Source organism: Streptomyces sp. NBC_00483 (assembly GCF_036013745.1).
In the GTDB taxonomy this organism is placed as follows: domain Bacteria; phylum Actinomycetota; class Actinomycetes; order Streptomycetales; family Streptomycetaceae; genus Streptomyces.
Map to the genome: position 1 here is coordinate 3,741,112 of NZ_CP107880.1, position 26,648 is coordinate 3,767,759.

22 protein-coding genes and 1 pseudogene are annotated in these 26,648 nt (G+C 71.6%); 13 read left to right on the forward strand and 10 right to left on the reverse strand.

What is annotated here, in order from left to right:
- The first annotated feature begins 98 nt into the window (after positions 1-98).
- Positions 99-314, forward strand: coding sequence for a hypothetical protein (locus OHA73_RS16535; RefSeq protein WP_267070436.1), 216 nt, complete (start codon positions 99-101; stop codon positions 312-314).
- Here the strand turns inward: OHA73_RS16535 and OHA73_RS16540 are convergent.
- From OHA73_RS16540 to OHA73_RS16580, 9 genes are all read right to left on the reverse strand, one after another.
- Positions 281-1,246 (reverse strand): arsenic resistance protein, encoded by a 966-nt coding sequence (locus OHA73_RS16540; RefSeq protein WP_267072898.1) that lies wholly within the window; start codon positions 1,244-1,246, stop codon positions 281-283. The genes OHA73_RS16535 and OHA73_RS16540 overlap by 34 nt on opposite strands.
- A 484-nt stretch (positions 1,247-1,730) precedes the next feature.
- On the reverse strand, positions 1,731-2,714 hold the full coding sequence (locus tag OHA73_RS16545; protein WP_327658472.1) for an alpha/beta hydrolase: 984 nt from the start codon (positions 2,712-2,714) through the stop codon (positions 1,731-1,733).
- A gap of 48 nt (positions 2,715-2,762) precedes the next feature.
- Complete coding sequence (locus OHA73_RS16550) at positions 2,763-3,737, reverse strand: DMT family transporter (protein ID WP_327655411.1); 975 nt, start codon at positions 3,735-3,737, stop codon at positions 2,763-2,765.
- Positions 3,738-3,878: 141 nt separating this feature from the next.
- Entirely contained in the window at positions 3,879-4,523 is a 645-nt protein-coding gene (locus tag OHA73_RS16555) for a response regulator (RefSeq protein WP_267070434.1), read from the reverse strand.
- Positions 4,487-5,749 carry a sensor histidine kinase gene (locus OHA73_RS16560; protein WP_327655412.1) on the reverse strand — a complete coding sequence of 421 codons (1,263 nt, stop codon included), beginning with the start codon at positions 5,747-5,749 and terminating at the stop codon, positions 4,487-4,489. Before OHA73_RS16560 ends, OHA73_RS16555 begins: the two co-directional genes overlap by 37 nt.
- A gap of 43 nt (positions 5,750-5,792) precedes the next feature.
- Complete coding sequence (locus OHA73_RS16565) at positions 5,793-7,292, reverse strand: FAD-dependent monooxygenase (RefSeq protein ID WP_327655413.1); 1,500 nt, start codon at positions 7,290-7,292, stop codon at positions 5,793-5,795.
- Between the two features lie 127 nt (positions 7,293-7,419).
- Positions 7,420-7,659 carry a hypothetical protein gene (locus OHA73_RS16570; protein WP_266719579.1) on the reverse strand — a complete coding sequence of 80 codons (240 nt, stop codon included), beginning with the start codon at positions 7,657-7,659 and terminating at the stop codon, positions 7,420-7,422.
- Between the two features lie 20 nt (positions 7,660-7,679).
- Positions 7,680-9,722, reverse strand: a complete 2,043-nt coding sequence (malQ, locus tag OHA73_RS16575; RefSeq protein WP_327655414.1) for a 4-alpha-glucanotransferase — start codon at positions 9,720-9,722, stop codon at positions 7,680-7,682.
- A 5-nt stretch (positions 9,723-9,727) separates the two neighbouring features.
- Positions 9,728-9,946, reverse strand: a complete 219-nt coding sequence (locus tag OHA73_RS16580) for a hypothetical protein (RefSeq protein ID WP_266719575.1) — start codon at positions 9,944-9,946, stop codon at positions 9,728-9,730.
- A gap of 258 nt (positions 9,947-10,204) precedes the next feature.
- Between OHA73_RS16580 and OHA73_RS16585 the strand changes: the two genes are divergently transcribed.
- The 4 genes from OHA73_RS16585 (at position 10,205) to OHA73_RS16600 (ending at position 15,878) form a co-directional block, all read left to right on the forward strand.
- The gene (locus tag OHA73_RS16585; RefSeq protein WP_327655415.1) at positions 10,205-13,180 is read left to right on the forward strand and encodes a beta-N-acetylglucosaminidase domain-containing protein; all 2,976 of its coding nucleotides are present in this window, start codon (positions 10,205-10,207) and stop codon (positions 13,178-13,180) included.
- A 111-nt stretch (positions 13,181-13,291) separates the two neighbouring features.
- Positions 13,292-13,834 (forward strand): PadR family transcriptional regulator, encoded by a 543-nt coding sequence (locus OHA73_RS16590; RefSeq protein WP_267070429.1) that lies wholly within the window; start codon positions 13,292-13,294, stop codon positions 13,832-13,834.
- Positions 13,831-14,529 carry an ABC transporter ATP-binding protein gene (locus tag OHA73_RS16595; RefSeq protein WP_327655416.1) on the forward strand — a complete coding sequence of 233 codons (699 nt, stop codon included), beginning with the start codon at positions 13,831-13,833 and terminating at the stop codon, positions 14,527-14,529. Before OHA73_RS16590 ends, OHA73_RS16595 begins: the two co-directional genes overlap by 4 nt.
- Complete coding sequence (locus OHA73_RS16600) at positions 14,526-15,878, forward strand: FtsX-like permease family protein (RefSeq protein ID WP_327655417.1); 1,353 nt, start codon at positions 14,526-14,528, stop codon at positions 15,876-15,878. Before OHA73_RS16595 ends, OHA73_RS16600 begins: the two co-directional genes overlap by 4 nt.
- 69 nt (positions 15,879-15,947) lie before the next feature.
- On the opposite strand, the gene OHA73_RS16605 is transcribed toward OHA73_RS16600, so the two are convergent.
- Complete coding sequence (locus tag OHA73_RS16605; RefSeq protein WP_266719566.1) at positions 15,948-17,021, reverse strand: mechanosensitive ion channel family protein; 1,074 nt, start codon at positions 17,019-17,021, stop codon at positions 15,948-15,950.
- A 316-nt stretch (positions 17,022-17,337) separates the two neighbouring features.
- On the opposite strand from OHA73_RS16605, the gene OHA73_RS16610 reads away from it, so the two are divergent.
- From OHA73_RS16610 to OHA73_RS16645, 8 genes and pseudogenes are all read left to right on the forward strand, one after another.
- Positions 17,338-17,874, forward strand: coding sequence for an HNH endonuclease (locus tag OHA73_RS16610; RefSeq protein WP_266719564.1), 537 nt, complete (start codon positions 17,338-17,340; stop codon positions 17,872-17,874).
- A 201-nt stretch (positions 17,875-18,075) separates the two neighbouring features.
- Positions 18,076-19,260 carry an ROK family transcriptional regulator gene (locus tag OHA73_RS16615; RefSeq protein ID WP_327655418.1) on the forward strand — a complete coding sequence of 395 codons (1,185 nt, stop codon included), beginning with the start codon at positions 18,076-18,078 and terminating at the stop codon, positions 19,258-19,260.
- 78 nt (positions 19,261-19,338) lie between these two features.
- On the forward strand, positions 19,339-20,688 hold the full coding sequence (locus OHA73_RS16620; protein WP_266719560.1) for an extracellular solute-binding protein: 1,350 nt from the start codon (positions 19,339-19,341) through the stop codon (positions 20,686-20,688).
- An 18-nt stretch (positions 20,689-20,706) separates the two neighbouring features.
- The gene (locus OHA73_RS16625; RefSeq protein WP_266719558.1) at positions 20,707-21,642 is read left to right on the forward strand and encodes a carbohydrate ABC transporter permease; all 936 of its coding nucleotides are present in this window, start codon (positions 20,707-20,709) and stop codon (positions 21,640-21,642) included.
- A 5-nt stretch (positions 21,643-21,647) separates the two neighbouring features.
- The gene (locus tag OHA73_RS16630; RefSeq protein WP_327655419.1) at positions 21,648-22,556 is read left to right on the forward strand and encodes a carbohydrate ABC transporter permease; all 909 of its coding nucleotides are present in this window, start codon (positions 21,648-21,650) and stop codon (positions 22,554-22,556) included.
- A gap of 9 nt (positions 22,557-22,565) precedes the next feature.
- Positions 22,566-23,834 (forward strand): annotated as a pseudogene (locus OHA73_RS16635) (6-phospho-beta-glucosidase); the annotation flags it as partial.
- A 164-nt stretch (positions 23,835-23,998) separates the two neighbouring features.
- Positions 23,999-24,970 (forward strand): N-acetylglucosamine kinase, encoded by a 972-nt coding sequence (locus OHA73_RS16640; RefSeq protein WP_327658473.1) that lies wholly within the window; start codon positions 23,999-24,001, stop codon positions 24,968-24,970.
- Between the two features lie 222 nt (positions 24,971-25,192).
- Complete coding sequence (locus OHA73_RS16645) at positions 25,193-26,641, forward strand: hypothetical protein (protein ID WP_327655420.1); 1,449 nt, start codon at positions 25,193-25,195, stop codon at positions 26,639-26,641.
- The last annotated feature ends 7 nt before the right edge of the window (positions 26,642-26,648 follow it).

Below are 26,648 nucleotides of genomic sequence, written 5' to 3' on the forward strand. Positions count from 1 at the left end.
GACAACGCCGAAGGGGGTCCCCCCTGCTCCTTAAGAGCTTGGGGGAGTGCGTGCCGGACCCCGCGAGCCCGGCCTGATCCAAACGACAGGCCCTAGGGGTGGGCCGGCTGCTCTTCGAGCACGTGCGGGACACGGCGCGCGAGGCGCGGTTCACCAGGGTGAGCTGGGCGGCGGATCCCAACGCCGTCCCGTTCTACGAGGCGATGGGCGCGCGGCACGCGGGCGCGATCCCGTCGGGCTCGGCCCTGGGCCGCATGCTTCCGCTGATGGAACTGAGGCCTCAGGCGAGCAGCCGCGGGACCGCCCGTACGTAGACCACCATGCCGACGACCTCGACGAGTGTCTGGGTGACGACGACCACCGCGGCGACGGCCAGCGGGTCCGGCAGGGACAGGGCGAGGGGCAGGACGACGAGGGAGTTGCGGGTGGCGCCGGTGAACACGACCGCCCGTCCCGAGGGCACGTCGAGCCGGTAGAGGCGGGCCACGGCGCGGCCCGCGAACGCCATCACCAGCAGGAACAGCACGTAGAACGGCACGACGCGCGCCACGTCCCCGAGGTTGTCGTCCAGTTTGGGGATCTGGGAGGCGACGACCGTCAGCAGCGTGGCGGCCATGAGCGGCACCATCGTGATGCCCACGGCTTCGGAGAAGCGCCGCCCGGCCGGGCGGCGGGCGGCCCACGCCTGGGTGAGCCAGGCGAGGGCGAGCGGCACGACGATGAGCGTGAGGAACGCCTCGACGAACGGCCCCGCCTCGACGAGGTCACTCAGCCCCGCGCCCATGAACAGGTACAGATACCCCGGCAGCAGCACCATCTGCGCGAGCAGCAGCAACGGCGTCGCCGCGAGCAGCCGCTGACTCGCGCCGCCCGCGAGGCCGCTGAAGACGATCACGTAGTCGACGCAGGGGCAGAGCAGCACGAGGAGCACGCCGAGGCGTACGGCCTGGTCGTCGGGGAGGAACGCGAACATGGCGGCGACGACGAGCGGCACGACGACGAAGTTGACCGTGAGCGCGGCGGCCAGGAAGCGCCCGGCGCGCAGCGATCGGAGCAGCTCTGCGGCGGGGACCTGGAGGAAGGTCACGTAGAGGAGCGCGGCGAGAACGGGGTTGATGGCACGCTCCAGCCCGGGCCCAATGCCGCTGGGCGCGACGAGCCCGACCACGGCGCCGACCGCCAGAGCCCCCAGATAAACGGCTACCTGCCGCCGCTCCATAACCTCGCCCACCTGGGCCATACGCATCGCACTCACGCCCCGACCGTAGCCCGGCTCCTTCGTTGCGCGGCACCGGGGTTCTGGGACGGTGCCGCGGCCGACGCCCTCCATATGTGCAACCTGCACCGGGGTGCCGCCTTGCCCACCCTGCCGCCCTAGGCGGCAGATTGCCCAAGGCGCGTGCGGCCGACCGCGGCGGGTGGGGAGCCGTGGTGGGCGTCGCCCAAGGCGGTGGCGGCACCCCGTCGGACCGACGCCCCGGAGGGGGCGGGTGGGTGGGAGATGGGCGGGAGCCGGACGATTGCCCGCGGGCGGGTTGGCACTTCCAGCCCCGCGGCGGGTGGGCAATTAAAGCCCCGCCGGCGATTGAGGCGCGGGGTCCGGGGCGGAGCCCCGTGGCCTGGGCCACGGCAGGCCGCAAGCCACGTGGCACCGAGCCCATCAAGCCCCGCCTCTCGCACGAGAGCCCGCGGGGGCCGGGGCAGAGCCCCGTGGCCGGGGGACGGTGTGGCTATCGGAGCGCGGTCAGCCAGTCCACGAGCAGACGGTTGACCTCCGCAGGACGTTCCTGCTGGAGCCAGTGACCCGCCCCGGGCAGAACGTGCGACCCCGCGAGGCCCGGCAACGTCTTCGGGTACGCGGCAATCGCCTCCGCCAGCCAGGTCGTCGAGGCGTCCCGCCCCCCACCGATGAACAAGGACGGCTGCACGATCGGCGCACCGTCGTACGCCTCCAGGTCCTCCCAGTCCCGGTCCATGTTCCGGTACCGGGCAAGCGCACCCCCCATCCCCGTACGCTCGAACTCCCCCGCATACACGTCGAGTTCATCCTCGCTCAGCCACTCGGGCCGACCCCCGGGGAACCGGTCCCGCATCAGCCCACCACGCGTGACGAAATGCGGGTCAGGCGCATCCGCCCCCGGCATCGTGTCCGCGGAGAGCGCGGCATAGATCCCGCCCAGCCACCCCCGCACATCCGGCTCGATCTCCCCCTCCGCGCGCCCCGCCTCCTGGAAGTAGGAGACGTAGAACTCCTCCTCGCCGCCGCCCATCTGGGCGAACACCTCACTGGGCCTCGGCCCGCCCCGCGGCGCGTACGGCACGCTCAGCAGCCCCACCGCCCGAAAGACCTCCGGACGGACCAGCGCCGAGGTGGCGGCGATGTTCGCACCCCAGTCGTGGCCGATCACGACCGCCGACTCCTCACCGAGGGCACGGACCACGGCGACGTTGTCCTCGACGAGCTCGATCATCCGGTACGCGGCGATGTCGTCCGGCCGCGACGACCTCCCGTACCCCCGTACGTCGATCGCGGCCGCCCGATATCCGGCGGCGGCGAGCGCCGGAAGCTGCCGCCGCCACGAGTACCAGGACTCGGGGAACCCGTGCAGGAGCAGGACGAGCGGCCCCGTCCCCTGCTCCACGAGATGGGTGCGGCCCGCCGGTGAGGGCACAAGACGGTGGATCGGTTCGGGCAGGTCGGACAGGTCGGGCATCGTTTCCTCCAGCTCCGGGGAACTCCACGTCACCCTTCGATCCTGCCTCTACGACCGCCCGGCCCCCCGCCTTGTTGCCGGTTCGGCAAACCGCGGCGAGGCGACCGACGCCAGCACCACTCCGCCCAGGATCAGCACCATGCACCCCACCTGCGCCCACCCCATCGACTCCCCGAGGACGACGTACGACAGCGCGGCCACGCACACCGGCTGGAGGTAGTACACGACCCCCGCCCGCGCCGCCCCCACCATCGCGATCGCCTTGTTCCACGCGAAGAAGGCGACCGCCGACGACACCACTCCCACGTACAGCAGCGGCAGCGCCGTGCCCGCCCGCACCTCGAAGCCGCCCTGCACCGCCACGCTCGCCGCGTACACGGGCAGCAGCATCAGCGCGCCGAGCACGAAGGTCGCGAACAGGAAGGCCACGCCGCCGAGTTCACGCGGCTTGCGGCGCAGCAGCGCGCTGTACGAGCCGAAGCACACGGCCGCCACGACCACCCACAGGTCGCCGGGCGCGAAGTCGGGCGTGAGGGAGCCCTTGCTGACGAGGAGGACGACCCCCGCGCAGGCGATCAGCGTTCCGGCAACCCGGCGCGGCCCCAACCGCGCCCCGCCGATCCGCTCGTACACCGCCATGAGCACCGGCGACGCGGCCATGATCATGCCCATGTTGCCGGCGGAGGTCGTCATGCCGGCCTGGTTGACGAGGGTGTTGTAGACCGCGATGCCGAGCAGCGAGGCCAGCGCCACGAACCCCACGTGCCGCCGCAGCACCGCCCGTTGGCGCCACGCCGCCCGCGCCCCGAACGGCGCCACCGCCAAGATCGCCACCACCCAGCGCCAGAACGCGTGCTGGATCGGCGGCACACTGTCGTGCAGACCCCGCGCGGTGACGAAGCTGCCGGACCAGACGACCGTCGCGAGCGCGGCGAGCGCGAGGCCGACGCCGAGCCCGCCGGCCGCGCGGCCCGCCGCCGCGCTCGGTTCCACCGGTGTACGGGTACGGTCCAGGACTGCCATCAGGGTCGGGGCCTCTCTCGATCGGGTTCCGTTGCCCCATTACCGTGGCAGCGCCCCACCCATCACGTCCATCGAATCTTTTCGCCGCTTACATTCAGAATTACTGAACGAATGCCAGCCCTCAAAGCTGGCCCCTCCCAGCTACCCCTCCAAGTACGCCAGCACCGCCAGCACCCGCCGGTTGTCGCTCTCGCCGGGATACAGGCCGAGCTTCGTGAAGATGTTGCCGATGTGCTTGGTGACGGCCTTCTCCGTGACGACCAGGGACTCGGCCACCCCCGCGTTGGACCTGCCCTGCGCGAGCAGCGCGAGCACCTCGCGCTCGCGGCCGGTCAGGGAGCCGAGCCGCCGGTCGCGGACCTTGCGGGCGAGCAGCTTCGACACCACCTCGGGGTCCATCACCGTGCCGCCGCCCGCCACCTGGTGGATGGTGCGCAGGAACTCGGAGCCGTTCGTGACCCGGTCCTTGAGTACGTATCCGACCGCGCCCGCGCCGTCCGCCAGCAACTCCCGTGCGTACAGGGGCTCCACGTACTGCGAGAGCAGCAACACCGGGAGCCCCGGCACCTGTTCGCGGGCTTCGAGGGCCGCGCGCAGGCCCTCGTCGCTGAAGTCCGGCGGCAGCCGTACGTCGACGATCGCGACGTCGGGACGCTCGGTGACGAGGACCTTGCGCAGCTCAGGGCCGTTGTCCACGGCGGCGACGACCTCGTGCCCGTACGCGCCGAGGAGCCGCACGAGACCGTCCCTCAGCAGGAAGTGGTCTTCGGCGACGACAACGCGCACGGCACCTCCATCGAGATCTGGGTCGGGCCACCGGCCGGACTGTTGACGGCGAGGACGCCGTCGAAGGTGGCGAGCCGCCGCTCGATGCCTGCGAGACCGCCGCCCCGGGCCGGGTCCGCGCCGCCGCGGCCGTCGTCGATGACACCGACGCGCAGGGCCCCGGTCCCCGCGTCGTAGGTGATGTCGATCCACAGGCGCTCGGCCTCCGCGTGCTTGGCCGCGTTCGTCACGGTCTCGGCGACCGCGAAGTAGACCGCCGATTCGACCGGGGCCTCCAGGCGGGCCGGCAGGTCGACCGTGACCTCCGCGGCCAGCGGGCTGAGCAGTGCCAACGACCGTACGGCGTCGGCGAGTCCACGGTCGGCGAGGACCGGCGGGTGGATGCCGCGGACCAGGTCGCGCAGCTCCTGGAGCGCGGCGGACGAGGAGGCGCGGGCCTCCGCGAGGAGCGCCCTGACCGCTTCCGGGTCGTCGTTCAGGCGGTGCTCGGCGGCGTCCAGCGTCATGCCCATCGCGACGAGGCGGGCCTGCGCCCCGTCGTGCAGGTCCCGCTCGATACGGCGCAGTTCGGCGGCGGAGGTGTCCACGGCGTCGGTGCGGGTCGCGGACAGGTGGGCGATGCGGGCCGCCATCAGCTCCTGCTCGCTCGGGGAGAGCGTCGAGCGGACGAAGCGGGCGTGGCAGTCGACGCTGCCGGGCGCGAGCCACAGGCCGACCTTGCCGACGCCGAGGCCGAGCAGACCCGCCATCAGGCCCGTCGGGATGTTCTCGACGTGGACGAACATGTACCAGAGGCCGTCCCAGCCGGCGTCCCGCGCCAGGTAGGAGCCGAAGACGGCGAGGAAGAGGCCCCACAGTCCGTAGAGGACGAGCGCGCCGGGCAGGCAGGCGATGAGGCCGCCGACGAAGGAGTACATCGTGGTCCAGCGCCACTCGCGGAACCGCTGGGCGTCCCCGAACACCCAGCGGTAGCGGGCGAGCGGCCCGAAGCTCTCCTTCTCCCCGCCGGCCGTCGGCGCGGGTGTCGCCTCGACGGCGATGCCCGACCACGCGGCCGCGAGGCCCCGCTCGCGGTCCACGACGCGGCGCATGCCCGCCGCGGCCCAGGGCAGCATGCCCGGGATCGGTGTCCACACCGCGATGTGCACCATCGTCGACCAGTGCATCGCCACCATGGACAGCCACCACAGCCGGTTGCACCGCCTGACCGCCTCGACCCGCTTCATGTCCCGTCTCCCCCAACTCGACCGCGTCCTCGGCTACTTGCCGTTACCGCAATGAGTATCCGGCGAACATCTCGGGGACGTCGGTGGACTTAACTCCCCCATCGGTTCCTTCATCCGCGCCCTCGTCCGCTCCCCCTTCCTTGCCCGGGTCGCGGGCCCACGCCGCGTATCCGTCGGGCCGCACGAGGAGCGCGGTGCGCCGGTCACTCGCCCAGTGGGCGACCTGGACGCCGTCCATCTTGTCCGGCGACCCCTGGGGCAGGATCAGGACGAACTCGCCCGCGCGCAGGGCCTCGTAGAGCCGGGTCCCGCCCTGAAGCGCGACGTCGGGGACGCGCCTGCCGACGAGCGGGTGGGAGCCCCTCGGAGCCGGGTAGCGGAAGCCGATGCCGGTGATCTGGCCGACCGCGCGGGTGCGGGCGGGGCGGGCGCGGGTCACGGCGGTGGCGAGGACCGAGCGGGCCGCGAGCGTCCAGGGGCGCTTGGCCATCGCGAGGCGGACCAGGCCGCCGCTGCTGCGCAGCACCGCCTTGCCGACGGGGTGGCGCTCCGACTCGTAGGTGTCGAGGAGCTCTTCGGTCGCCCGGCCGCCCACCACCGCCGCCAGTTTCCAGCCGAGGTTCGCCGCGTCCTGGAGGCCCGTGTTCATGCCCTGGCCGCCCGCCGGGGTGTGCACGTGGGCGGCGTCCCCGGCCAGCAGCACCCGGCCCACGCGGTACTTCGGCGCCTGCCGTTCGTCGCTGTGGAAGCGGGACATCCAGCGGGCGTCGTGCATGCCGTAGTCCTGGCCGAGGGCGAGCCGGGCGGTCTCCTTGATCTCGTCGAGGTCGAGCGGGGCGTCGTCCGACACGTCGTGCGCGCGGTTCCAGGCGATCACCCGGTAGTAGCCGTCGCCGAACGGGGCGATGAAGGCGAAGGCGTCGCCGACCGTGTTCACGGTGAGGACGTTGTCGGGCTGTTCGCCGAGCCGTACGTCGGCGAGGACGACCGAGCGGATGACGGACTTGCCCGGGAACGGAAGGCCCACCGCGGTGCGCACCGAGCTGCGCATTCCGTCGGTGCCGACGACGTACGCCGCACGCAGGTCCTTCGCCTCCCCCTGCGCGCGTACGTGGAGCGTGACGCCGTCCGCGTCCTGCGCCAGGCCCGTCACCTCGGTCTCGTACGCGAAGGTGACCCCGGCGTCGACGGCCCGCCGCTCCAGGAGCCTCTCGACCTCGTACTGCGGGACGACGAGGAGGTGGTTGAAGCGCGAGGGCAGCTCGCCCAGTTCGAGGACGAGGCTGCCGAACAGGCGCAGCCGTTGCAGCTGTTGGCCCTTCGTCTCCAGCTCGTCGGCGAGCCCCCGCGCGTCGAGCTGTTCCAGCGTGCGGGCGTGCACGGCGAAGGCGCGGGAGAGGTTGCTGATCTCCTGGGGGCGCCGCTCGACGAGGGTGACGGGAACGCCCGCGGCGGCGAGGTCCCCCGCGAGCAGCAGTCCGGTCGGGCCCGCGCCGACCACGATCACTGAGCCGGTGGTGCGGGATGAGCCTGTGCTGTCCATGAGGCCTCCAGATGCGGTGACGCCCGGATCGACCCGCCCATCCTGCCCGTACAGACGCGTCGAGGGCACCCGCCGCGAAAGAACGCGGCGGGTGCCCTCGACGGGGAAACCGTGTGGAAGCCGGGCCTCAGCCCTGCTTCGGCTGCTTACGGGACTTGTCGCCCAGCGAGACCAGTCCTGCGATCACCAGGAACAGGACGATCGGCGTCACCACGTAGAGGCCGAGCGTCTCGATCACGCTCAGGCCGGTACCCGGGTCGTCGCCGTCGTCGCGCGTGAGCGCGAGCGCGGGGGACGACATCAGCAGCATCATCAGCGTCGTACCGGAGGCCAGGGCGCCGGCGCGCAGGGCGTTCTTCTTGTCCACGGTGCCAACGTAGCGAACGCCTAAACGGGCCGCGCGTCCGGGGGGCCTGTAAGGGGCACTTCGGCTCCCGCGGACGCCTCCGCGAACACGCCGAGCAGGGCGTGCGCGCGGGGGGACGCGGCCAGTTCCTCCAGGGTGACGGGCCGGCCCTCGGCGTCGGCGACGGGCAGCCGCCAGTTCGGGTACTCGGCCCAGGTGCCGGGCAGGTTCTGCGGGCGCCGGTCGCCCACCAGGTCGGGCAGCCACACCCCGGTCATCCGGGCGGGTGTGCGCCACAGGAACCGGTGGACCGCACGCACCGCCTCCTCCTCGTCGCGCGTTCCGTGCGCGAACAGGCCCATCCGGGCGAACAGGGCGAGCCACTCCGCCACCTCGGCCGCCGCCTCCGCCCCGCTCGCCGACGACAGGCCGAGCCGCTCGCGCAGCCGTACGTCGTCGCCGCTCAGGCGGGCGGCGGTGGACGGCAGGTCGTGGGTGGTGGCGGTGGCGACGCAGTCCGTGCGCCAGGCCTCGGCGGGGACGGGGCGTCCGTCGCCCTCCCAGTCGCGCTCGAACCACAGCACGGACGTGCCGAGCACCCCGCGCGCGTGCAGCGTCCCGCGCACGCCCGGCTCGACGGTGCCGAGGTCCTCCCCGATGACGTACGTGCCCGAGCGCGACGCCTCCAGGAGCAGCACGGCGAGCATGGCCTCGGCGTCGTAGTGGACGTAGCAGCCCTCGGTCGGCGGCAGGCCCTCCGGGATCCACCAGAGCCGGAACAGGCCCATCACGTGGTCGATGCGGATGGCGCCCGCGTGCCGCATCAGATTGCGGAGCAGGTCGCGGAAGGCGGCGTAGCCGGTCTCCGCGAGGCGGTCGGGGCGCCACGGCGGCAGGCCCCAGTCCTGGCCGCGCGCGTTGAAGGCGTCCGGGGGCGCGCCCACGCTGATGCCCTGCGCGAAGATGTCGCGCTGCGCCCACGCGTCGGCGCCGCCGGGGTGCACGCCGACGGCGAGGTCGTGCACGAGCCCGATCGGCATGCCCGCCTCGCGCGCCGCACGCTGGGCGGCGGCGAGTTGCCCGTCCGTGAGCCAGGCGAGCCGGCAGTGGAAGTCGACGCGGTCCATCAGCTCCCGGCGGGCGTGGCCGGTCTGCGGCGAGCGCGGGTCCTGGAGGGCGGCCGGCCAGGTGTGCCGGTCGGGGCCGTACCGCTCGGCGAGCGCGCAGTACGTGGCGTGGTCCTCCAGGGCCGTGCCCTGTGCGGCGAGGTAGTCCCAGTAGGAGGCGCGCCTGCCGGGGGTGAGCGGCACCTCGTGGATCGCTTCGAGCGCCGTCCGCTTCAGCGCCCACACCGCGTCCCGGTCGATCAGCGCGCCCTGGGTGAGCACCGCCTCGCGCAGCCGGGCGGCCTCCCGGGCGTGCTGAGGGACGTATGCGTACTCGGGTATGTCCTCGATCCGCAGGTGGACGGGGTCGGGGAAGCGGCGCGAGGAGGGGCGGTACGGGGACGGGTCCGTGCCGCCGTCGGGCCCGGCGGGGACCGCCGCGTGCAGCGGGTTGACCTGGAGGAATCCGGTGCCGTGGGTGCGGGCCGACCAGGACGCCAGGTCGGCCAGGTCCGCGAGGTCGCCCATGCCCCAGGAGCGGGTGGAGAGCAGCGAGTAGAGCTGGACGAGCAGTCCGTGGGTGCGCGGCGGCGGGGCCGGCGCTGTGGGCGGCGCGGCGATCAGATGGGCTTCGGCGCGGCGCCCGTCGGGCGTGCTGACGCGCAGCCGGTGCGTGCCGGGCGGCGTCGCGGTGCCGGGGTCCCAGGGGTCGAAGCGGTCCCCGCCCTCCGGCCGCAGCCGCAGCTCGGCCCCTTCGGGCAGGCCCGTCACCCAGCGCGGGACGCTGCCGTCGGCCCACACCACCACGGTCGGCGGCAGCAGCCGCTCGGGCGGCTCGGCGGGATCCGCGCTCACGTCCACGCCGAGCGCGGCGAGGGCCGCCGCCACCGCCGCGTCCGAGGCGTGGACGGTGCGGCCCGGCGCCGGGGAGTAGGAGGTGGCCACTCCGTGCAGCGCGGCGATCCGGGCCTGCGTCATCGAACTCAGCCCGCGGCGAGACCGGTGGGTGTGGGCTCGGAAGTGAGGGGGGACTCGTCCGTCATGGGCGGCTCGGAAGTCAGGGGGGCGTAGTCCGCGAAGGCGGGTTCGCTGGTGAGGGGCGCTTCGAAGGAGCAGGTGCTGGTGACGTCGGCGTCGTCGATCATGCTGAGGTCCGCCTGTTTGGAGAGGGCCGAGAGCAGGAGCTGTGCTGATGCGGCCACGGGGGCCTCCTTCGTCGTAAGGCGTCGGGAGTCGAAAGACCTACCCAGAAGCTACGACCTCAGGCCTCTTTCACCGAACAACGTGTTACTGGTCACAGTGTGTACAACGAAAGGAACTTTGCCCGAGGGCCTGAACAGCCGAAAAAAATCCCGTTCGACCAGGCAACTCGTCGGTAGGGCCGGTTACCGCCCATCGACGGCCTCCTCCCTTCTATCCTTGTGCCTCTTGAGTCAGGTTCGAACCACAGGGAGTACGCCGTGCAGCTCCGGCGCAGGAAGAGGGCGGCTGCCCTCGCGGTCGCCGTCATCGCCGGGACGCTGGGCGGGGCCACGGGGGCCGTGGCCGCTCCCCCGACGCCGGGGACGACCACCGGGGACCTGAAGTCGGACGCGAAGCTGCCCGCGGTGTGGCCGCGCCCGCAGTCCCTCAAGGCGTCGGACGACGCGGACGGGGTCGCGGTCCCGGACGAGGTGACGCTCCTGGTGCCGCCGGGCTCCGACTCGTACGCCGTGGACGCGCTGCGCAAGGCACTGAAGGGCGCGGGGGCGCGGGACATCCGGCAGGTCTCCGCCGAGCACGACGTGCCCCGCGACGCGCGGCTCGTGGTGCGGCTCGCCACCGAGTCCCCGCAGGCCAGGACGGGCGCGGGCGACTACCGTCCCGACTCGGGCAAGGGGAGGGCCGGCTCTCTCGACGCGACCCTGCGCGGCCTCGGCGCGAGCGCCCGCGGCGATCTCCCGTCCGGCGGCTACCGGCTCGCCGTGGGCCGCGCGGCGGGGACGCCGACCGTCGCCATCGAGGGCATCGGCGACGACGGCCTGTTCCACGCGGCGCAGACGTTCCGGCAACTGATCGACCGGCGGACCGTCGCGGGGGTTGTCGTACGGGACTGGCCGGGCACGGCCGTACGCGGTCTGACGGAGGGTTTCTACGGCACGCCGTGGACGACGGAGCAGCGCCTGGACCAGCTCGACTTCATGGGCCGCACCAAGCAGAACCGCTACCTGTACGCGCCCGGCGACGACCTGTACCGCCAGGCCCGCTGGCGCGAGCCGTACCCGGCCGACCAGCGCGCCGACTTCCGCAGGCTCGCCGAGCGGGCCCGCGCCAACCACGTGACGCTCGGCTGGGCCGTGGCGCCGGGGCAGGCGATGTGCATGTCGTCGCCGGACGACATCAAGGCGCTCACCCGCAAGCTCGACGCGATGTGGGCGCTCGGGGTGCGGGCCTTCCAGCTCCAGTTCCAGGACGTGTCGTACAGCGAGTGGCACTGCGCGTCGGACGCGCGGGAGTTCGGCTCCGGTCCCGACTCCGCGGCGAAGGCGCAGGCGAAGGTCGCGAACGCGGTGGCGAAGCACCTCGCGGCCCGGCACCCGGGCGCGGGGCCGCTGTCCCTGATGCCGACCGAGTACTACCAGGACGGCACGACGGAGTACCGGACGGCGCTCGCCCGCGATCTGGACGACGCGGTGGAGGTCGCGTGGACGGGCGTCGGCGTGGTGCCGCGCACGATCACCGGCGGCGAACTGGCAGGTGTGCAGGGCGCGTTCGGCGGCGGGCACAAGCTGCTCACGATGGACAACTACCCGGTCAACGACTACGCGCAGGACCGGATATTCCTGGGCCCGTACATGGGCCGGGAGCCCGCCGTGGCCTCCGGTTCCGCGGCGGTCCTCGCCACGGCCATGGAGCAGCCCGCTGCCTCCCGCATCCCGCTGTTCACGACCGCGGACTACGCCTGGAACCCGCGCGACTACCGGGCGCAGGAGTCCTGGCAGGCGGCGATCGACGATCTTGCGGACGGCGAGAAGCAGACCGAGGAGGCGCTCTCCGCCCTCGCGGGCAACGACGCGTCTTCGGTGCTCGGCGCGGACGAGTCGGCCTATCTGAAGCCGCTGATCTCGGCGTTCCGGAAGGCGCGCACGACGACGGACGCGGACAGCACCAAGAAGACGGCGGCGGCCCTGCGCGACGCGTTCACCCAGATGCGCCGCACACCTTCGGCCCTCGACGGCACGGAGCTGGACTCCGAAGTCCGGCCCTGGGCCGACAAGTTGGGCCGCTACGGGCAGGCGGGCGAGGCCGCGGTCGACATGCTGGAGGCCGCAAGCCGCGACGACAAGGCGGCGGCATGGAAGGCGGCACGCCACTTGTCGTCCCTCCGCAAGGAGTTGGCCAAGTCGAGCGCCACGGTCGGCAAGGGAGTGTTGGACCCGTTCCTGACGAAGGCCGAGAAGGAGTTCGCCTCCTGGTCGGGTACGGACCGCGCGGACGCGTCGAAGGGCGCGAAGGCCGAACTCCCGCGCGCCCGCGCCCTGTCCACGGTCACGGTCCTCGCCGACCCCGGCACCTCGGGCACGGTCGAGGCGCACGCCCCCGGCGAGGGCTGGAAGCGGATCGGCGCGCTCACGGACGGCGGCTTCACGGAGCTGGACGCCCACAACACCCGCGCGGACGCGGTACGCGTCACGGGCGCGTCGTCCGACGCGGTGACCCACGTGGTCCCCTGGTACGCGGACTCCCCCGCGGCCTCCGTCACCCTGGCCCGCACCGAGACCGACGCCGAAATCGGCGGCGCACCCCAGCGACTGACGGCCCACCTGACGGCGCAGCGCCCGGGCGCCGTGCGCGGCCGCCTGACGACGAAGGCCCCGCACGGCATCAAGGTCGACCTCCCGCACCAGTCCGAACTCCCGCGCGGCACAAAGGTCGACGTGCCCGTCGAGGTGACAGTTCCCGCGGACACCCCCGCGGGCACGTACTCCATCCCCTTCACCTTCGGCGACGAGACCCGCACCCTCTCGGTCCGCGCCTACCCCCGCACGGCGGGCCCCGACCTGGCCCGCTCCGGCAAGGCCTCCTCCTCCGCGGACGAGACCCCGGACTTCCCGGCGAAGGCCGCCAACGACGGCAAGACGTCGACGCGTTGGTCCTCCCCCGTGAAGAACGGCGAATGGTGGCAGGTCGAACTCGCCAAGCCCACCCGCCTCGGCCTGGTCACCCTCCACTGGCAGGACGCCTACGCCAAGCACTACCGCGTCCAGACCTCCCCCGACGGCCGCACCTGGCGCACGGCGGCAACCGTGCGAGACGGCCAGGGCGGCCACGAGTCGGTCCGCATGGACGCGAAGGACGTGCGGTTCGTCCGGGTCGTGGGCGACAAGAGGGCGACGCAGTACGGGATTTCGTTGTGGAGTGTGGGGGCGTACGGGGTGGCGGACGAGGACGAGTGAGCGGCGGCGCGTGAACCGCACGCGCCGCTGAGCCGGAACGGACCTTCCCACTTCCGGCACTTCTCGCGGCAACTATGTACTCGATACATATACGCGGTACATACTCCTCGCATGAGCACCCGCCACGTCCTCCTTGGGCTGCTCGCCTCCGGTCCGCGCCACGGCTACGACCTCAAGCGACGCCACGACGAACGTTTCCCGCAGGCCCGCCCGCTCGCGTACGCGCAGGTGTACACGACACTCCAGCGCCTGGTCCGGGACGGCCTTGTGGAGGTCGAGGGCACCGATTCCGACGGTGGCCCGGAGCGCACCCTCTACCGCGTGACGGCCGACGGGTCGCGCCAACTTCTCGACTGGACACGGGAGATCACTCCGCCCGCCCCGCACGTCACCAACGAGATCTTCGCCAAGGTCGTCGTCTCCATCCTCGTCGCGGAGCAGGGCGCCGACCCGGACACCCATCTGCACGAACAGCGCGCCGCCCACATGGCACGCATGCGTGAGCTCACCGCACTGAAGACCGACCCCGGCGCGGACCTCACCACCGTCCTGTCCGCCGACTACGCCCTGGCCCACCTCGACGCCGACCTGCGCTGGATGGCGTCCACGGCGGCCAGGCTCGCCACTTTGACCGCGGAGGTCACTGCAACATGAGCACTCCCTCCCTCCTGTCCGCCGTGGGTCTGACCAAGGCGTACGGAAAGACTCCGGCGCTGCGCGGCATCGGCATCGACGTGCGCCCCGGCGAGTTCGTCGCCGTCACGGGCGCCAGCGGCAGCGGAAAGTCGACGCTGCTGCACTGCCTGGCCGGCATCGCCCGCCCCGACGAGGGCACGGTGACGTACGCGGGCGAGCCCCTGCACCGGTTCGACGAGGAGCGGCTGAGCGAGCTGCGCCGCACCGAGTTCGGCGTCGTCTTCCAATTCGGCCAGCTCATCCCGGAGTTGTCGGCCCTGGACAACGTGGCGCTGCCGCTGCTGCTCGCGGGACGACCGCGCGCCGCGGCGCAGGCGGAGGCCGATGCGTGGCTGGAGCGGTTCGGCGTGCGCGGGCAGCGCGAGCTGCGGCCCGGCGCGATGAGCGGCGGACAGACCCAACGGGTGGCCCTGGCAAGGGCGTTGGTGACGGAGCCGAAGGTCGTCTTCGCCGACGAGCCGACCGGCGCGCTCGACTCGCTGGCCACCGAGCAGGTCCTCGCCTCCCTGGTCCACGCGACCCGGGAGACGCACACGGCCGTGGTCCTGGTGACGCACGAGGCGCAGGTCGCGGCGTACGCGGACCGGGAGGTGCGGCTGCTGGACGGAGCGACGCAGGACACGTCCGCGCCGTCGACGGCGGTGACCCGATGAGCGTCTCCTCCGATCTGCGCCTCGCCTGGCTGCTGACCCGCGGCGCGGACCGCCTGGAGCGGCGGCGGGCGGTGCTCACGGCGCTCGGCGCCACGGCGGCGACCGGGTTCGCGTGCGCGGCCGTGGCCCTCGCGAGCGTGCGCGGCCAGGTCCAGTTCCCTTATGGGAACGGCCTGTTGGACCAGCCGGGCACACGGCGGGGCGTCGTCGCCGGGCTGCTCCTGCTCCTCGTCCCGGTGCTCGGCTTCCTCGGGCAGTGCGCCCGGATCGGCGCGGTCCACCGCGACCGGCGGCTCGCCGGGCTGCGGCTCGCCGGGGCGGGCCCGAAGCAAGTGCGGCGGATCGCGGCGTTGGAGGCCGGGCTCGCGTGCCTGGCGGGGGCGCTCATCGGATACGCGGGGTTCGCGACGGCCGCGCTGAGCGTGGACCGGGCGGTGGACCCCGTCGCATGGCTGGGTGCCGCCGTCGTGACGCTCGCGGTGCCGGTGCTCGGCGTCCTGGTGAGCGCGGTGGCGCTGCGCCGGGTCATCGCCTCGCCGCTGGGGCACGTGCGGCGGGAGGGGGCGGGGCGCGGTCCCGGGCTCCTCCTCGGGCTTCTGCTGCCCGTCGTCCTCGTCATGCTCGGCGCGGGCCTGGTCCTCGTCCGCGGCAGCTCCGGTACGGCCGCGTCCCTGCCGCTGTTCGTGGTCGGCGCCGTGGTGCTGAGCGGGACGGGCGCCATCTGGGTCGCGGGGACGGCCGCCCGGCTCATCGGGCGGCGGTTCGCTCCGCGCACCGAACGTCCCGCTGTGCTGCTGGCCGCGCACCGACTGCAGGAGGACCCTTGGTCGGCGGCCCGCAGCCACGCGGCCGTCATCCTGGTCACCGTCGTCGGGGTCGGCCTGGCCGGGCTCCGTGAGGTGATGCTCGACCAACTGGCGGCGAACGAGGCCGAGACCGGCGTGCCGCAGGACGTCGGCTACTACACGTACGGCCTGAACCTCACCGCCACCGCGGTGCTGATCGCCCTGCTGATCAGCCTGGCGGCGCTCGCGGTCGGCACCGCCGAGTCACTGTCCTCGCGGCGCCGAGCACTCGCCGCGCAGGTCGCGGCCGGGGTGCCGCGCCGGATCCTGACGCGGGCGCTGCTCCTTGAGACGGCCCTGTCGCTGACCCCGGCCCTCGTCCTCGCGACACTCGGCGGCACGGCGATCCACACGGCGTACGCGAGGATCGCGGGGCAGTCCGTCCCCTGGGCGCTGCCACTCCTCGTCCCGGTGGGCGTCGGCGCGGCCTGCCTGCTGGCCACCGCCACGGCGCTGCCGCTGCTGCACCGCTCGACACACCCGTCGCGGCTCAGGGTGGCGTGACGGCTTCGGATACGAGGACGGGGGCGCGGGAGAAGTTCTCCCGCACCCCCGTCCTCGTAGGCCCGTTGGCTACTTCGACAGATTCGCCGGCGGTATCGGCGACGCCGCAAGGGACTGCGGGGACGTGGCCGACGCGTAGGCCGACGGGGCCGAGACGCCGGCCGACGGGTCGGCGGACTCGCCGTCCACCTGGGCCGGGACGCCGCCGACGATGCGGATGCCCGCCTCGTCGAAGGCCCGCTTGATGCGCCAGCGCAGCTCGCGCGAGATGGTCAGGGACTTGCCGGGCATGGTCTTGGCGGAGACGCCCACCACCATGGAGTCGAGCAGCACGCTGTCCAGGCCGAGCACCTCGACCGGGCCCCACAGCATCTCGTTCCACGGCTCGGACTTGCTCATGGTCTCGGCGACCTCGGTCAGGGTCTCCTTGACCTTGTCGAGGTCCTCGTCGGCGCGGACGGTGACGTCGACGGCCGCGGTGGACCAGCCCTGGGAGAGGTTGCCGATCCGCTTGACCTCGCCGTTGCGCACGTACCAGATCTCGCCCTCGGCGCCCCGCAGCTTCGTCACGCGCAGGCCGACCTCGATGACCTCGCCGGAGGCGACGCCCGCGTCGATCGTGTCCCCGACGCCGTACTGGTCCTCGAGGATCATGAAGACGCCGGAGAGGAAGTCGGTGACGAGGTTGCGCGCGCCGAAACCGATCGCGACACCGGCGACACCGGCGGACGCGAGCAGCGGTGCGAGGTTGATCTTGAACGCGCCGAGCACCATGAGGGCGGCGGTGCCCAGGATCACGAACGAGGCCACCGAGCGCAGCACGCTGCCGATGGCCTCCGAGCGCTGCCGGCGCCGCTCCGTGTTCACAAGAAGACCACCGAGCGCGGACGTGGCACCGGCCTCGCTCCTGCGGTTCATCCGGTCGACGAACTTGGTGATGGTGCGGCGTATCACGGCGCGCAGCACAAAGGCGATGACGACGATCAGCAGAATCCGCAGGCCGACACTCAGCCAGGTGGACCAGTTCTGCTCGACCCAGCCGGCGGCCTGTCCGGCCTGCTCCTGGGCGTCCTTGAGTGTGGGTTTCGCGGGGTCGGACGAGACATCGCTCGTCCCCGTGGCCGACAGGACGGACAAGATCACGGCAGGTACCTCCAGGCGTAGCCATCTGCCCGCCTCGGGACGAAGCTCGGGGACAGGAGCGGGCAGAAACACCACACTAACGGGGCATCGTGTGTGGATCGTCGTCACATTCCACGGAGAGACAGTGGTCACGTGAACCCGCGCGGCGCACCAAGGGTCTTCACCAGGTCCGGGCGGGGAATGAAGGAGTGTGTGCTCGAAAACACTCCAAGGCCGTTACGCGGACATGGTGGCGCCACGACCAGCCGTGAGGGGAGACTGGCTAGGAGATCGTCCCGGCGCGAGCCACGCGCCGCCGGCGTACAAGGAGGCATCCGTGCCGCATGTCCTGGTCCTCAACGCGTCGTACGAGCCCCTCGGCGTCGTACCGCTCCGCCGCGCGCTCGTACTCGTTCTCGAGAACAAGGCCACGTGCCTCGAGGAGTCCGGCGCCTTTATGCACAGCGCAACACGTACTGTCGCCGCTCCCAGCGTCGTCCGGCTCAAGCGGTTCGTCCGGGTTCCCTACCGGGGGCCCGTTCCTCTGACCCGACGCGCACTGTTCGCCCGTGACGGCGGCCGGTGCATGTACTGCGGTGGCGTCGCAACCAGCGTCGACCACGTGATCCCGCGCAGCCGCGGGGGTCAGCACGCCTGGGAGAACGTGGTGGCGTCGTGCCGCCGCTGCAACCACACCAAGGCCGACCGCCACCTCGTGGAGATCGGCTGGCGCCTGCGCCACAAGCCGGCTCCGCCGTCGGGCCTGGCCTGGCGCATCATCGGGACCGGGCATAGGGATCCGTGCTGGCTGCCGTACTTGCAGCCGTTCGGCGCGGACGAGGCCCTGGCCCGGATCGAAGGCATCTCAGCCTGAACTTCGATCCGGGTCTTTGTCGTCCCAGCTGCCTTGAGGAGTCGAAGGGGCCGTGCACACACAGTGCGCGGCCCCTTCCCTCTGGGCGGCCCTCCCCTATTGGGGCCCCGCACCTATTGACGTCCCCCACACACGCGCCTTACGTTCCTCGCACCCCGATAGGAAAGTTTCCTAACAGTGCGAGGAGGCGGGTCCCCCACGATGGCTGCCAACCCAGGCATCCCCGGTACCCCCGGCACCCCCAGCGTCCTGCGCGCCATGAACGACCGCGCCGCGCTCGACCTCCTCGTCGCCCACGGCCCGCTCACCCGCACCCGGATCGGTGAGCTGACCGGCCTCTCCAAACCGACGACCTCGCAGCTCCTCGGCCGCCTCGAAGCCGCCGGGCTCGTCCGGACCACCGGCAGCCAGACCGGCCGCCCGGGTCCCAACGCCCTGCTGTACGAGATCGACCCCGGTGCCGCGCACGTCGCCGCCCTCTCCGCCGACCCGACCGGCATCACCGCCGTCGTCGCCGACATCACCGGCGCCGAACGCGGCCGCCGCCGCATCGAGGCCCACGCCGTGAGCGAGGACGTGCGGCACCGCACCGCCCAGCTCGTCGCCGAGGCCGTCGACGGGGCGCTGCGCCAGGCGGGGCTCGGGCACGGCGACCTCACCGCCACCGTCATCGGCACCCCCGGCGCCATCGACCCGGGCACCGGCCAGCTCCGCTACGCCCCGCACCTGCCGGGCTGGCACTCCCGCACGCTGCGCGACGACCTCGCCCAGGTGCTCGGGACGCCCGTCTCCATCGAGAACGACGTCAACCTCGCCGCGATCGCCGAGCAGTACGAGGGCGCCGCGCAGGACCACGACGACTTCGTGCTCGCGTACGTCGACGAGGGCGTGGGTGCCGCGATCGTGCTCGGCGGGACGCTGCTGCGCGGGGCGACCGGCGGCGCGGGCGAGATCGGTTACATGCCGCTGCCGGGGGCTCCCCTGGCGCGCGGCGGGTCGGATGCCGTGGCACGTTCGGACGGGGGCGGCGGGCTGCAGAGCCTCGTCGCCGCCGCCGCGGTGCGTGAACTCGCCGGTGGGGTCGCGGACTTGGCCGAGGCACTCGACAAGCAGGACGTCCTCGACGAGGTGGCCCGGCGGCTCGCCACCGGACTCGCCGCCGTCGTCGCCGTCGTCGACCCCGAGCTCGTCGTCCTGTCCGGGCAGGTCGCCCGGGCCGGCGGCGACGCCCTGCGCGACCGCGTCGAGGAACAGCTCACCGGACTCGCCCTGCCCCGGCCCCAGTTGCGCATCAGCGACCTCGCCGGCGACCCCATCCTCACCGGCGCCCTGCGCACCGCCCTCACCCAGGCCCGCGCCACCGTCTTCGACACCAGCAACGCCTGACCGCTGGAACACTCCCCCAACCCCCGTACACGTACTGGACCACTCTCCCAACCCCCGTACACGTAAAGGACGTTCGCCATGCCGCGATGGCGCATACCCCTGCGCGCGCCCGTAGGGCTCGCCGCGGCCGGACTGCTGCTCGCCGGCTGCGCCAATCCGAGTACCGGCAGCGCCGCCGACGACCCGACCAAGCCCGTCACGCTGAAGTTCTGGCACGGCTGGTCGGCACCCGGCGAGGTGAAGGCGATCAACGAGTCGATCGCCCGCTTCGAGAAGCTGCACCCGAACATCAAGGTGCAGGCCACCGGCAACGTCACGGACGCCACCACCAATCAGGCCCTGCGGGCCGGTGGCGACGAGGCCCCCGACGTCGTCTCCTCCTTCACCACGAACAACGTCGGCCAGTACTGCGACTCCGGCATGTGGGTCGACCTCGACCCGTTCATGAAGAAGACGGGAATGGACAAGACGAAGGTCTTCCCCAAGTCCCTTCTCGACTACACGAGTTATCGCGGCAACCAGTGCGCCCTGCCACTCCTCGCCGACGCCTTCGGCATGTACTACAACAAGGACGCCTTCAAGAAGGCGGGCATCGATCGGCCGCCCCGGACCATGTCCGAGTTCATCGCCGACTCGAAGAAGCTCACCGTGAAGGACGGGTCCTCCCAAAACTCCTCGTACAAGCGCGTCGGTTTCATGCCGAACTTCCGGCTCTACCAGAACAGCCCGGACCGGATGTTCGGCCAGTGGGGGCCCAAGTACTTCGACGCCAAGGGGAATTCGCGGCTCGCCGAGGAACCCGACACGTACGACTACTTCAAGACGACGAAGAAGCTGATGGACGCGCAGGGCGGATACGGGGCCCTGGAGAAGTTCCGGACCTCGTTCGGCGACGAGATGTCGAACCAGAACGCCTTCCTCAGCGGCAAGTTGGCCATGCACATGGACGGTGAATGGCGCGGGCTCATGCTGAAGGACGCCAAGGCGAAGTTCGACTGGGGCGTCGCACCGCTGCCCGTCCCCGACGACCAGGCCGAGACGTACGGGCGCGGCTATCTGACCGGCACCGTCACCGGCATCGCGCACAGCAGCAAGCACCAGAACGCGGCCTGGGAGCTGGTGAAATTCCTGACCTCCGACACCGATCAGGTGGTCGGTTTCGCCAACGCCATTCACAACGTGCCGTCCACGTTCGCCGCGCTCAAGTCACCGAAGCTGGACGCCGATCCGACGTTCCGCACCTTCCTCGGCATCGCGAAGAACAAGTACAGCCAGGTGATGCCGCCCTCCACGAACGGCGGCATGTACATCACGCAGCTGCAGGACTTCAGTTACGGCGAGGAGGCCGGCGAGGTCCACGACCTGAAGGCCGGTCTGCGGCGCCTCGACAAACTCATCGACGCCGACACCCTGCAGTCGCAGAACTGAGGAACGGGACATTCTCGTATGGCACTCACCCTTTCCAGGCCTGCCCGCCGCAGACTGCGCACCGTGGGCTTTCTCTCCCCCTGGCTGATCGGATTCAGCGCCTTCTTCGCCTATCCGCTGCTCGCCACCGTCTATTTCTCGTTCATGCACTACAACCAGATCAAGGCGCCCACCTTCGTGGGGCTGCGGAACTGGGTGTACGTGTTCCGGGACATGCCGCTGTTCGGGCCCGCCCTGTGGAACACGCTGTGGCTCGTGGTGGTGATGGTGGCGCTGCGCGTGGTGTTCGGACTCTCGCTCGGGCTGCTCATCACCAAGATCAAGAGCGGCGTCGGATTCTTCCGGACCGCCTTCTACCTGCCGTATCTGGCGCCGCCGGTCGCCGCGACCGTCGCCTTCGTCTTCCTGCTCAACCCGGGCAGCGGGCCGGTCAACGAGATCCTCGCCAAGGTCGGCATCGAGGGCCCCAACTGGTTCAACGACCCCACCTGGGCCAAGCCCTCGCTCGTCCTGCTGTCCCTCTGGGGCATCGGCGACCTCATGGTCATCTTCATGGCCGCGCTGCTCGACGTACCGAAGGAGCAGTACGAGGCGGCCGAGCTGGACGGCGCCGGTCCTTTCGCCAAGTTCCGCTACGTGACGTGGCCCTCGATCACCCCGATCGTCATGTTCGCCGTGGTGACGGGCGTCGTGCAGACCATGCAGTACTACACGCAGGCCCTCGTCGCCGGAAAGATCGCGTCGGGCGTATCGATCGGTCCCGGCACCGTCATCCAGCCGGGATACCCCGACCACTCGACCCTCACCGTCCCGCAGCTCGTCTACTCGATGGGCTTCCAGAACTTCAACACCGGCGCGGCGTGCGTGCTTTCGCTCGTCCTGTTCGCCATTGCCATGGCCGTGACCTCGCTGCTCATGCGCAAGCGCTCGGGTCTGCTCGCGGCGGAGGACTGATCGACATGACCACTACGACCTTGAGGCCGCGCCCCGCCGTCACCACCGGGCCCGCACCCGAGAGCGGCCCGGCCGCCCGGCGCGCCCGCCGCCAACGGATCCTGCACTGGATCGCCGTGCACAGCATCGCGATCGCGGTCGCGCTGCTCTTCGTCCTCCCCTTCGTGTTCGTCTTCCTGACGTCCGTGATGAGCGACGGGCAGGCGATGAGCGGCGACCTGTGGCCGGACTCCTGGCACTGGGAGAACTACAAGGCCGTCCTCCAGACGGACGGCTTCCTCGACTGGTGGAAGAACTCGCTGCTGTACGCGGGGCTCGGCACACTGTTCACCGTGTGCTCGGCGATCCCCGTCGCGTACGCGCTCGCCAAGTTCCGCTTCCGCGGGCGGCGCACGGCGATGCTCCTCGTCATCTCGACGATGATGCTTCCGCCGCAGGTCATCGTGATCCCGATGTACCTGGTGTGGGCGCAGCAGTTCCACCTCTCCGGCACCCTGTGGCCGCTGATCATCCCGATGGCGTTCGGCGACGCGTACTCGATCTTCCTGCTCCGTCAGTTCCTGCTGACGATCCCGAAGGAGTACATCGAGTCGGCGAAGGTCGACGGCTGCGGCGAGCTGCGCACGCTGCTGAGGATCGTGGTGCCGATGGCCAAGCCGGGCATCGCCGCCGTCGCCCTCTTCCAGTTCTTCTACTGCTGGAACGACTACTTCGGGCCGCAGATCTACGCGGCCCAGAACCCGGCTTCCTGGACGCTGAGTTACGGCCTTGAGTCCTTCAAGTCCGCGCACAGCGTCAACTGGAACCTGACGATGGCGGCCACGCTCCTGGTGATGGCGCCGGTCTGCCTCGTCTTCTTCTTCGCACAGAAGGCCTTCGTCGAAGGCGTCACCCTCACCGGAGTAAAGGGCTAAGGGATTTCTATGAAGCTCGCCGTGGTCGGCGGAGGATCGACCTACACACCCGAACTCATCGACGGGTTCGCGCGGCTGAGGGACACGCTGCCGATCGAGGAGCTGGTGCTCGTCGACCCGGCCGCGGACCGCCTCGAACTGGTCGGCGGCCTCGCCCGCCGCATCTTCGCCAAGCAGGGACACCCGGGCGTTATACGTACGACGTCCGACGTGGACGCGGGCGTCGCCGACGCCGACGCGGTGCTCCTCCAACTGCGAGTCGGCGGGCAGGCCGCCCGCAACCAGGACGAGACGTGGCCGCTCGACTGCGGCTGCGTCGGCCAGGAGACGACCGGCGCCGGCGGCCTCGCGAAGGCCATGCGGACCGTGCCCGTCGTCCTCGACATCGCCGAACGCGTGCGCCGCGCCAACCCGGACGCCTGGATCATCGACTTCACCAACCCGGTGGGCATCGTGACGCGGGCACTGCTTCAGGCGGGCCACAAGGCCGTCGGCCTGTGCAACGTCGCGATCGGCTTCCAGCGGAAGTTCGCCCGGCTCCTGGACGTGACGCCGCAGGAGGTGCACCTGGACCACGTCGGCCTCAACCACCTGACGTGGGAGCTGGGTGTGCGCCTCGGCGGCCCCGACGGCGAGAACGTCCTGCCGCGCCTGATCGCCGAACAGGGCGACGCCATCGCCGAGGACCTGCACATGCCGCGCGCGGTCGTCGACCGCCTCGGCGTCGTCCCGTCCTACTACCTGCGCTACTACTACCAGCACGACGCGGTCGTACGAGAGCTGCGCACGAAGCCGTCCCGCGCCGCTCAAGTGGCGGAGATGGAACGCGAGTTGCTGAAGATGTACGGCGACCCGACGCTCGACGAGAAGCCGGAGCTGCTCGCGAAGCGGGGCGGCGCCTTCTACAGCGAGGCGGCGGTCGACCTGGCCGCGTCCCTGCTCGGTGGCGGCGGCAGCCCGCACCAGGTCGTGAACACGTACAACAACGGCACGCTCCCCTTCCTGCCCGACGACGCCGTCATCGAGGTCCAGGCGACGGTCGACGGAAAGGGCGCGAAGCCCCTGCCGGTCGCCAAGCTCGACCCCCTGTACGCGGGCCTCATCGCCAACGTCACCGCCTACGAGGACCTGGCGTTGGAAGCGGCCCTCAAGGGCGGCAGGGACCGCGTCTTCAACGCGCTGCTCGCCCACCCCCTCATCGGCCAGATCGAATACGCCGACCGCCTCACGGACGAACTGATCGCGCACAACCGGGAGCACCTGGGTCCTGCCTGGAGTTCCCCGTCTGCGCCCCGACGCCCGGCACGCACGCTCGCCGCACGGCGCCCCAGGACAGGTGGCTCCGCCACATGACCTGGGACACCGCACGCCGATCGCACGCACCGACCGCCGCTGCGCCCGCGCTCCGCGCGGACGACGGGGAACTCCAGGCAGGACCCAGCGTGGGCATGACCGTCCTCGCCATCGACGCGGGCAACAGCAAGACCGACGTCGCGGTGGTCGCGACCGACGGCACCGTCGTCGGCACGGCCCGCGGCGGCGGGTTCCAGCCCCACCGGGCGAACGTGCAACCGGCCGTGGACGTCCTGGCGGAGGCGGTCGACCGCGCCTTCGCGCAGGCCGGCGTGGGCGCCGTCGACCATGTCTCGGCGTGCCTGGCGAATGCCGATCTTCCGGTGGAGGAACGGGAGTTGGCGGCAGCCCTGACCACACGCCGCTGGGGATCCCGGGTCGACGTGCGCAACGACACCTTCGCCGTGCTGCGCGCCGGGCTCCTGGAGGACGCCGAGCCGCGCGGCGTCGCCGTCGTGTGCGGGGCGGGTGTCAACTGCGCGGGGATGCTGCCCGACGGCCGCACGGCCCGGTTCCCCGCGATCGGCCGGCTCTCCGGCGACTGGGGCGGCGGTGGCGGCCTCGCGGAGGAGGCCATCTGGTTCGCCGCACGCGCGGAGGACGGCCGCGGCGGGCCCACGGCCCTGATGCACGCGCTGCCCGCCCACTTCGGCCTCGACTCCATGTACGCCCTGATCGAGGCGCTGCACCTGGGCCACATCCCCGCACCCCGCCGCCACGAACTCACCCCGGTCCTCTTCGCCACGGCGGCGGCCGACGACCCGGTGGCCCGCTCCCTGGTCGAGCGCATGGCCGACGAGGTGGTGTCGATGGCAACAGTGGCCCTGCGCCGCCTCGACCTCCTGGACGAGCCGGCCCCGGTCCTCCTGGGCGGCAGCGTCCTGGCAGCCCAACACCCCCAACTCAACGACCGTATACGGACGTTGCTGTCCGCCCAGGCACCGCACGCAATCCCCCGCGTGGTGACAGAACGCCCGGTACTGGGAGCAGCACTCCTGGGCCTGGACGCAGTGGGAGCTCCTCCGGAGATCCATGCAAGAGTGCGGGCGTATTACGCATAACTCGACCACAATCAAGCCCCGCCGGCGATTGAGGCGCGGGGTCCGGGGCAGCGCCCCGCAACCTCAACCCCGTCGCCGCAGACACGACCAGGGAACCGAACCCCCCGCCCCCACGTGTTCCACAGCGGAGCGCTTCCGCACAAGATCCAGCGAATGCCCGTGCGGATGTCAGTCGCGGAAGCGATACTTGCGACCGACGTACGACCATGGGGGAGGGTCGAAGTGACATACCCGTCGAACGGGAGCGTGGCGCCGCCGGAGCGTCCCGCCGCCGCGCCGTCCATTCCGGGCGTGCCACCGCAGGCGCAGCGGGGCGGTCCGCCCGGCGCGCCTCCGCCCCGGCGGCGTACCGCCTGGGCGGAGGGCGTGGACCGGCTGAAGGCCGCGGCCACGACCGAGCCCGGCAGGCTGCGCATCATCGGCGCCATCCTCGCGCTGCTCGTCGTGGCGTTCGGCGCGACGACGGCCTGGCAGATGACGGACCGCTCGGCGGCCGCGGACGACGTGCTGCACTCCAGCCAGCCGCTGAGCGCCGACGCCGCCGACATCTACCGCTCGCTCGCCGACGCCAACACGGCGGCGTCCAGCGGCTTCCTGGCGGGGGGCCAGGAACCGGCGGCTGCGCGCGACCGGTACGAGCGCGACATCAGGAACGCCGCGGACAAGCTGGTGACCGCGGCGACCAGCACCGACCCCGGCACCCGTTCTGCCGGGACGATCGCGGAGCTGAACAAGCTGCTGCCGCAGTACAAGGGCCTCATCGAGCGGGCCCGGGCCAACAACCGGCAGGGCTTCCCGCTGGGCGGCGCCTATCTGCGGTACGCGAACGAGAAGATGCAGACCGAGATGCTCCCGGCCGCCGAGGATCTCTACAAGACGGAGAACCAGCGGCTGCGGAACGACTACGACTCGGCGACGCCCTACCCGTGGATCGCCATCGTCCTCGGCGTGTTCGCGCTCGCGGGCCTCGCGTGGGCGCAGCGGCGCAACTACCGGCGTACGAACCGGGTGTTCAACCAGGGGCTCGTCGCCGCCACCGCGGCGGCCACCGTGGTGCTGCTGTGGCTCGTCGTCGGTCACACCGTCGCGCGCAGCGGACTCAGTGCGTCCTATGACCATGGCGTACGGTCCTTGAACGTGTTGCACGACGCGAGCATCGCGTCCCTGAAGGCGCGGGGCAGCGAGAACCTGACGCTGGTCAGCCGTGGCGCCGAGACGGTGTCCGTGAAGGGCGAGACCAAGGACAAGTACGACGTCGACTTCCAGCAGGAGATGACCGCGCTCGCCGGCAAGCTGAACGCCGCGTACGCGCTCGCCGACGACGAGGGCGACACCACGGGCCGCGCGCCCGTGACCAAGGCGAACGACAGCATGAAGGAGTGGCGCAAGCGTCACCAGGACGCGCGGGAGCAGGACGACTCCGGCAACTACCAGGGCGCGCTCGACAAGATCATCGGTTCGAAGAAGGACAAGCCGACAGGTGAATGCTTCGATCTGGTGGACAAGAATCTGGACACGGCCCTCGTGCACGAGCAGCGTCAGTTCAGTGACAAGGCGAGCGGCGGTCTCGACGCGATGACCGGACTGCCCGTGGGGGCGGCGGTGTTGGCGGTGCTGGCCGCGACCGGCGCGGTGTTCGGTATCGGACGCAGGCTTTCGGAGTACCGGTGAGAGGGGG

Bases quoted from the DNA above. Each gene is read 5' to 3' on its own strand.
- OHA73_RS16540 (WP_267072898.1), bottom strand. From the start codon at position 1,246: ATGCGTATGGCCCAGGTGGGCGAGGTTATGGAGCGGCGGCAGGTAGCC.
- OHA73_RS16545 (WP_327658472.1), bottom strand. From the start codon at position 2,714: ATGCCCGACCTGTCCGACCTGCCCGAACCGATCCACCGTCTTGTGCCC.
- OHA73_RS16550 (WP_327655411.1), bottom strand. From the start codon at position 3,737: ATGGCAGTCCTGGACCGTACCCGTACACCGGTGGAACCGAGCGCGGCG.
- OHA73_RS16560 (WP_327655412.1), bottom strand. From the start codon at position 5,749: ATGAAGCGGGTCGAGGCGGTCAGGCGGTGCAACCGGCTGTGGTGGCTG.
- OHA73_RS16565 (WP_327655413.1), bottom strand. From the start codon at position 7,292: ATGGACAGCACAGGCTCATCCCGCACCACCGGCTCAGTGATCGTGGTC.
- malQ (WP_327655414.1), bottom strand. From the start codon at position 9,722: ATGACGCAGGCCCGGATCGCCGCGCTGCACGGAGTGGCCACCTCCTAC.
- OHA73_RS16590 (WP_267070429.1), top strand. From the start codon at position 13,292: ATGAGCACCCGCCACGTCCTCCTTGGGCTGCTCGCCTCCGGTCCGCGC.
- OHA73_RS16595 (WP_327655416.1), top strand. From the start codon at position 13,831: ATGAGCACTCCCTCCCTCCTGTCCGCCGTGGGTCTGACCAAGGCGTAC.
- OHA73_RS16600 (WP_327655417.1), top strand. From the start codon at position 14,526: ATGAGCGTCTCCTCCGATCTGCGCCTCGCCTGGCTGCTGACCCGCGGC.
- OHA73_RS16615 (WP_327655418.1), top strand. From the start codon at position 18,076: ATGGCTGCCAACCCAGGCATCCCCGGTACCCCCGGCACCCCCAGCGTC.
- OHA73_RS16620 (WP_266719560.1), top strand. From the start codon at position 19,339: ATGCCGCGATGGCGCATACCCCTGCGCGCGCCCGTAGGGCTCGCCGCG.
- OHA73_RS16625 (WP_266719558.1), top strand. From the start codon at position 20,707: ATGGCACTCACCCTTTCCAGGCCTGCCCGCCGCAGACTGCGCACCGTG.
- OHA73_RS16630 (WP_327655419.1), top strand. From the start codon at position 21,648: ATGACCACTACGACCTTGAGGCCGCGCCCCGCCGTCACCACCGGGCCC.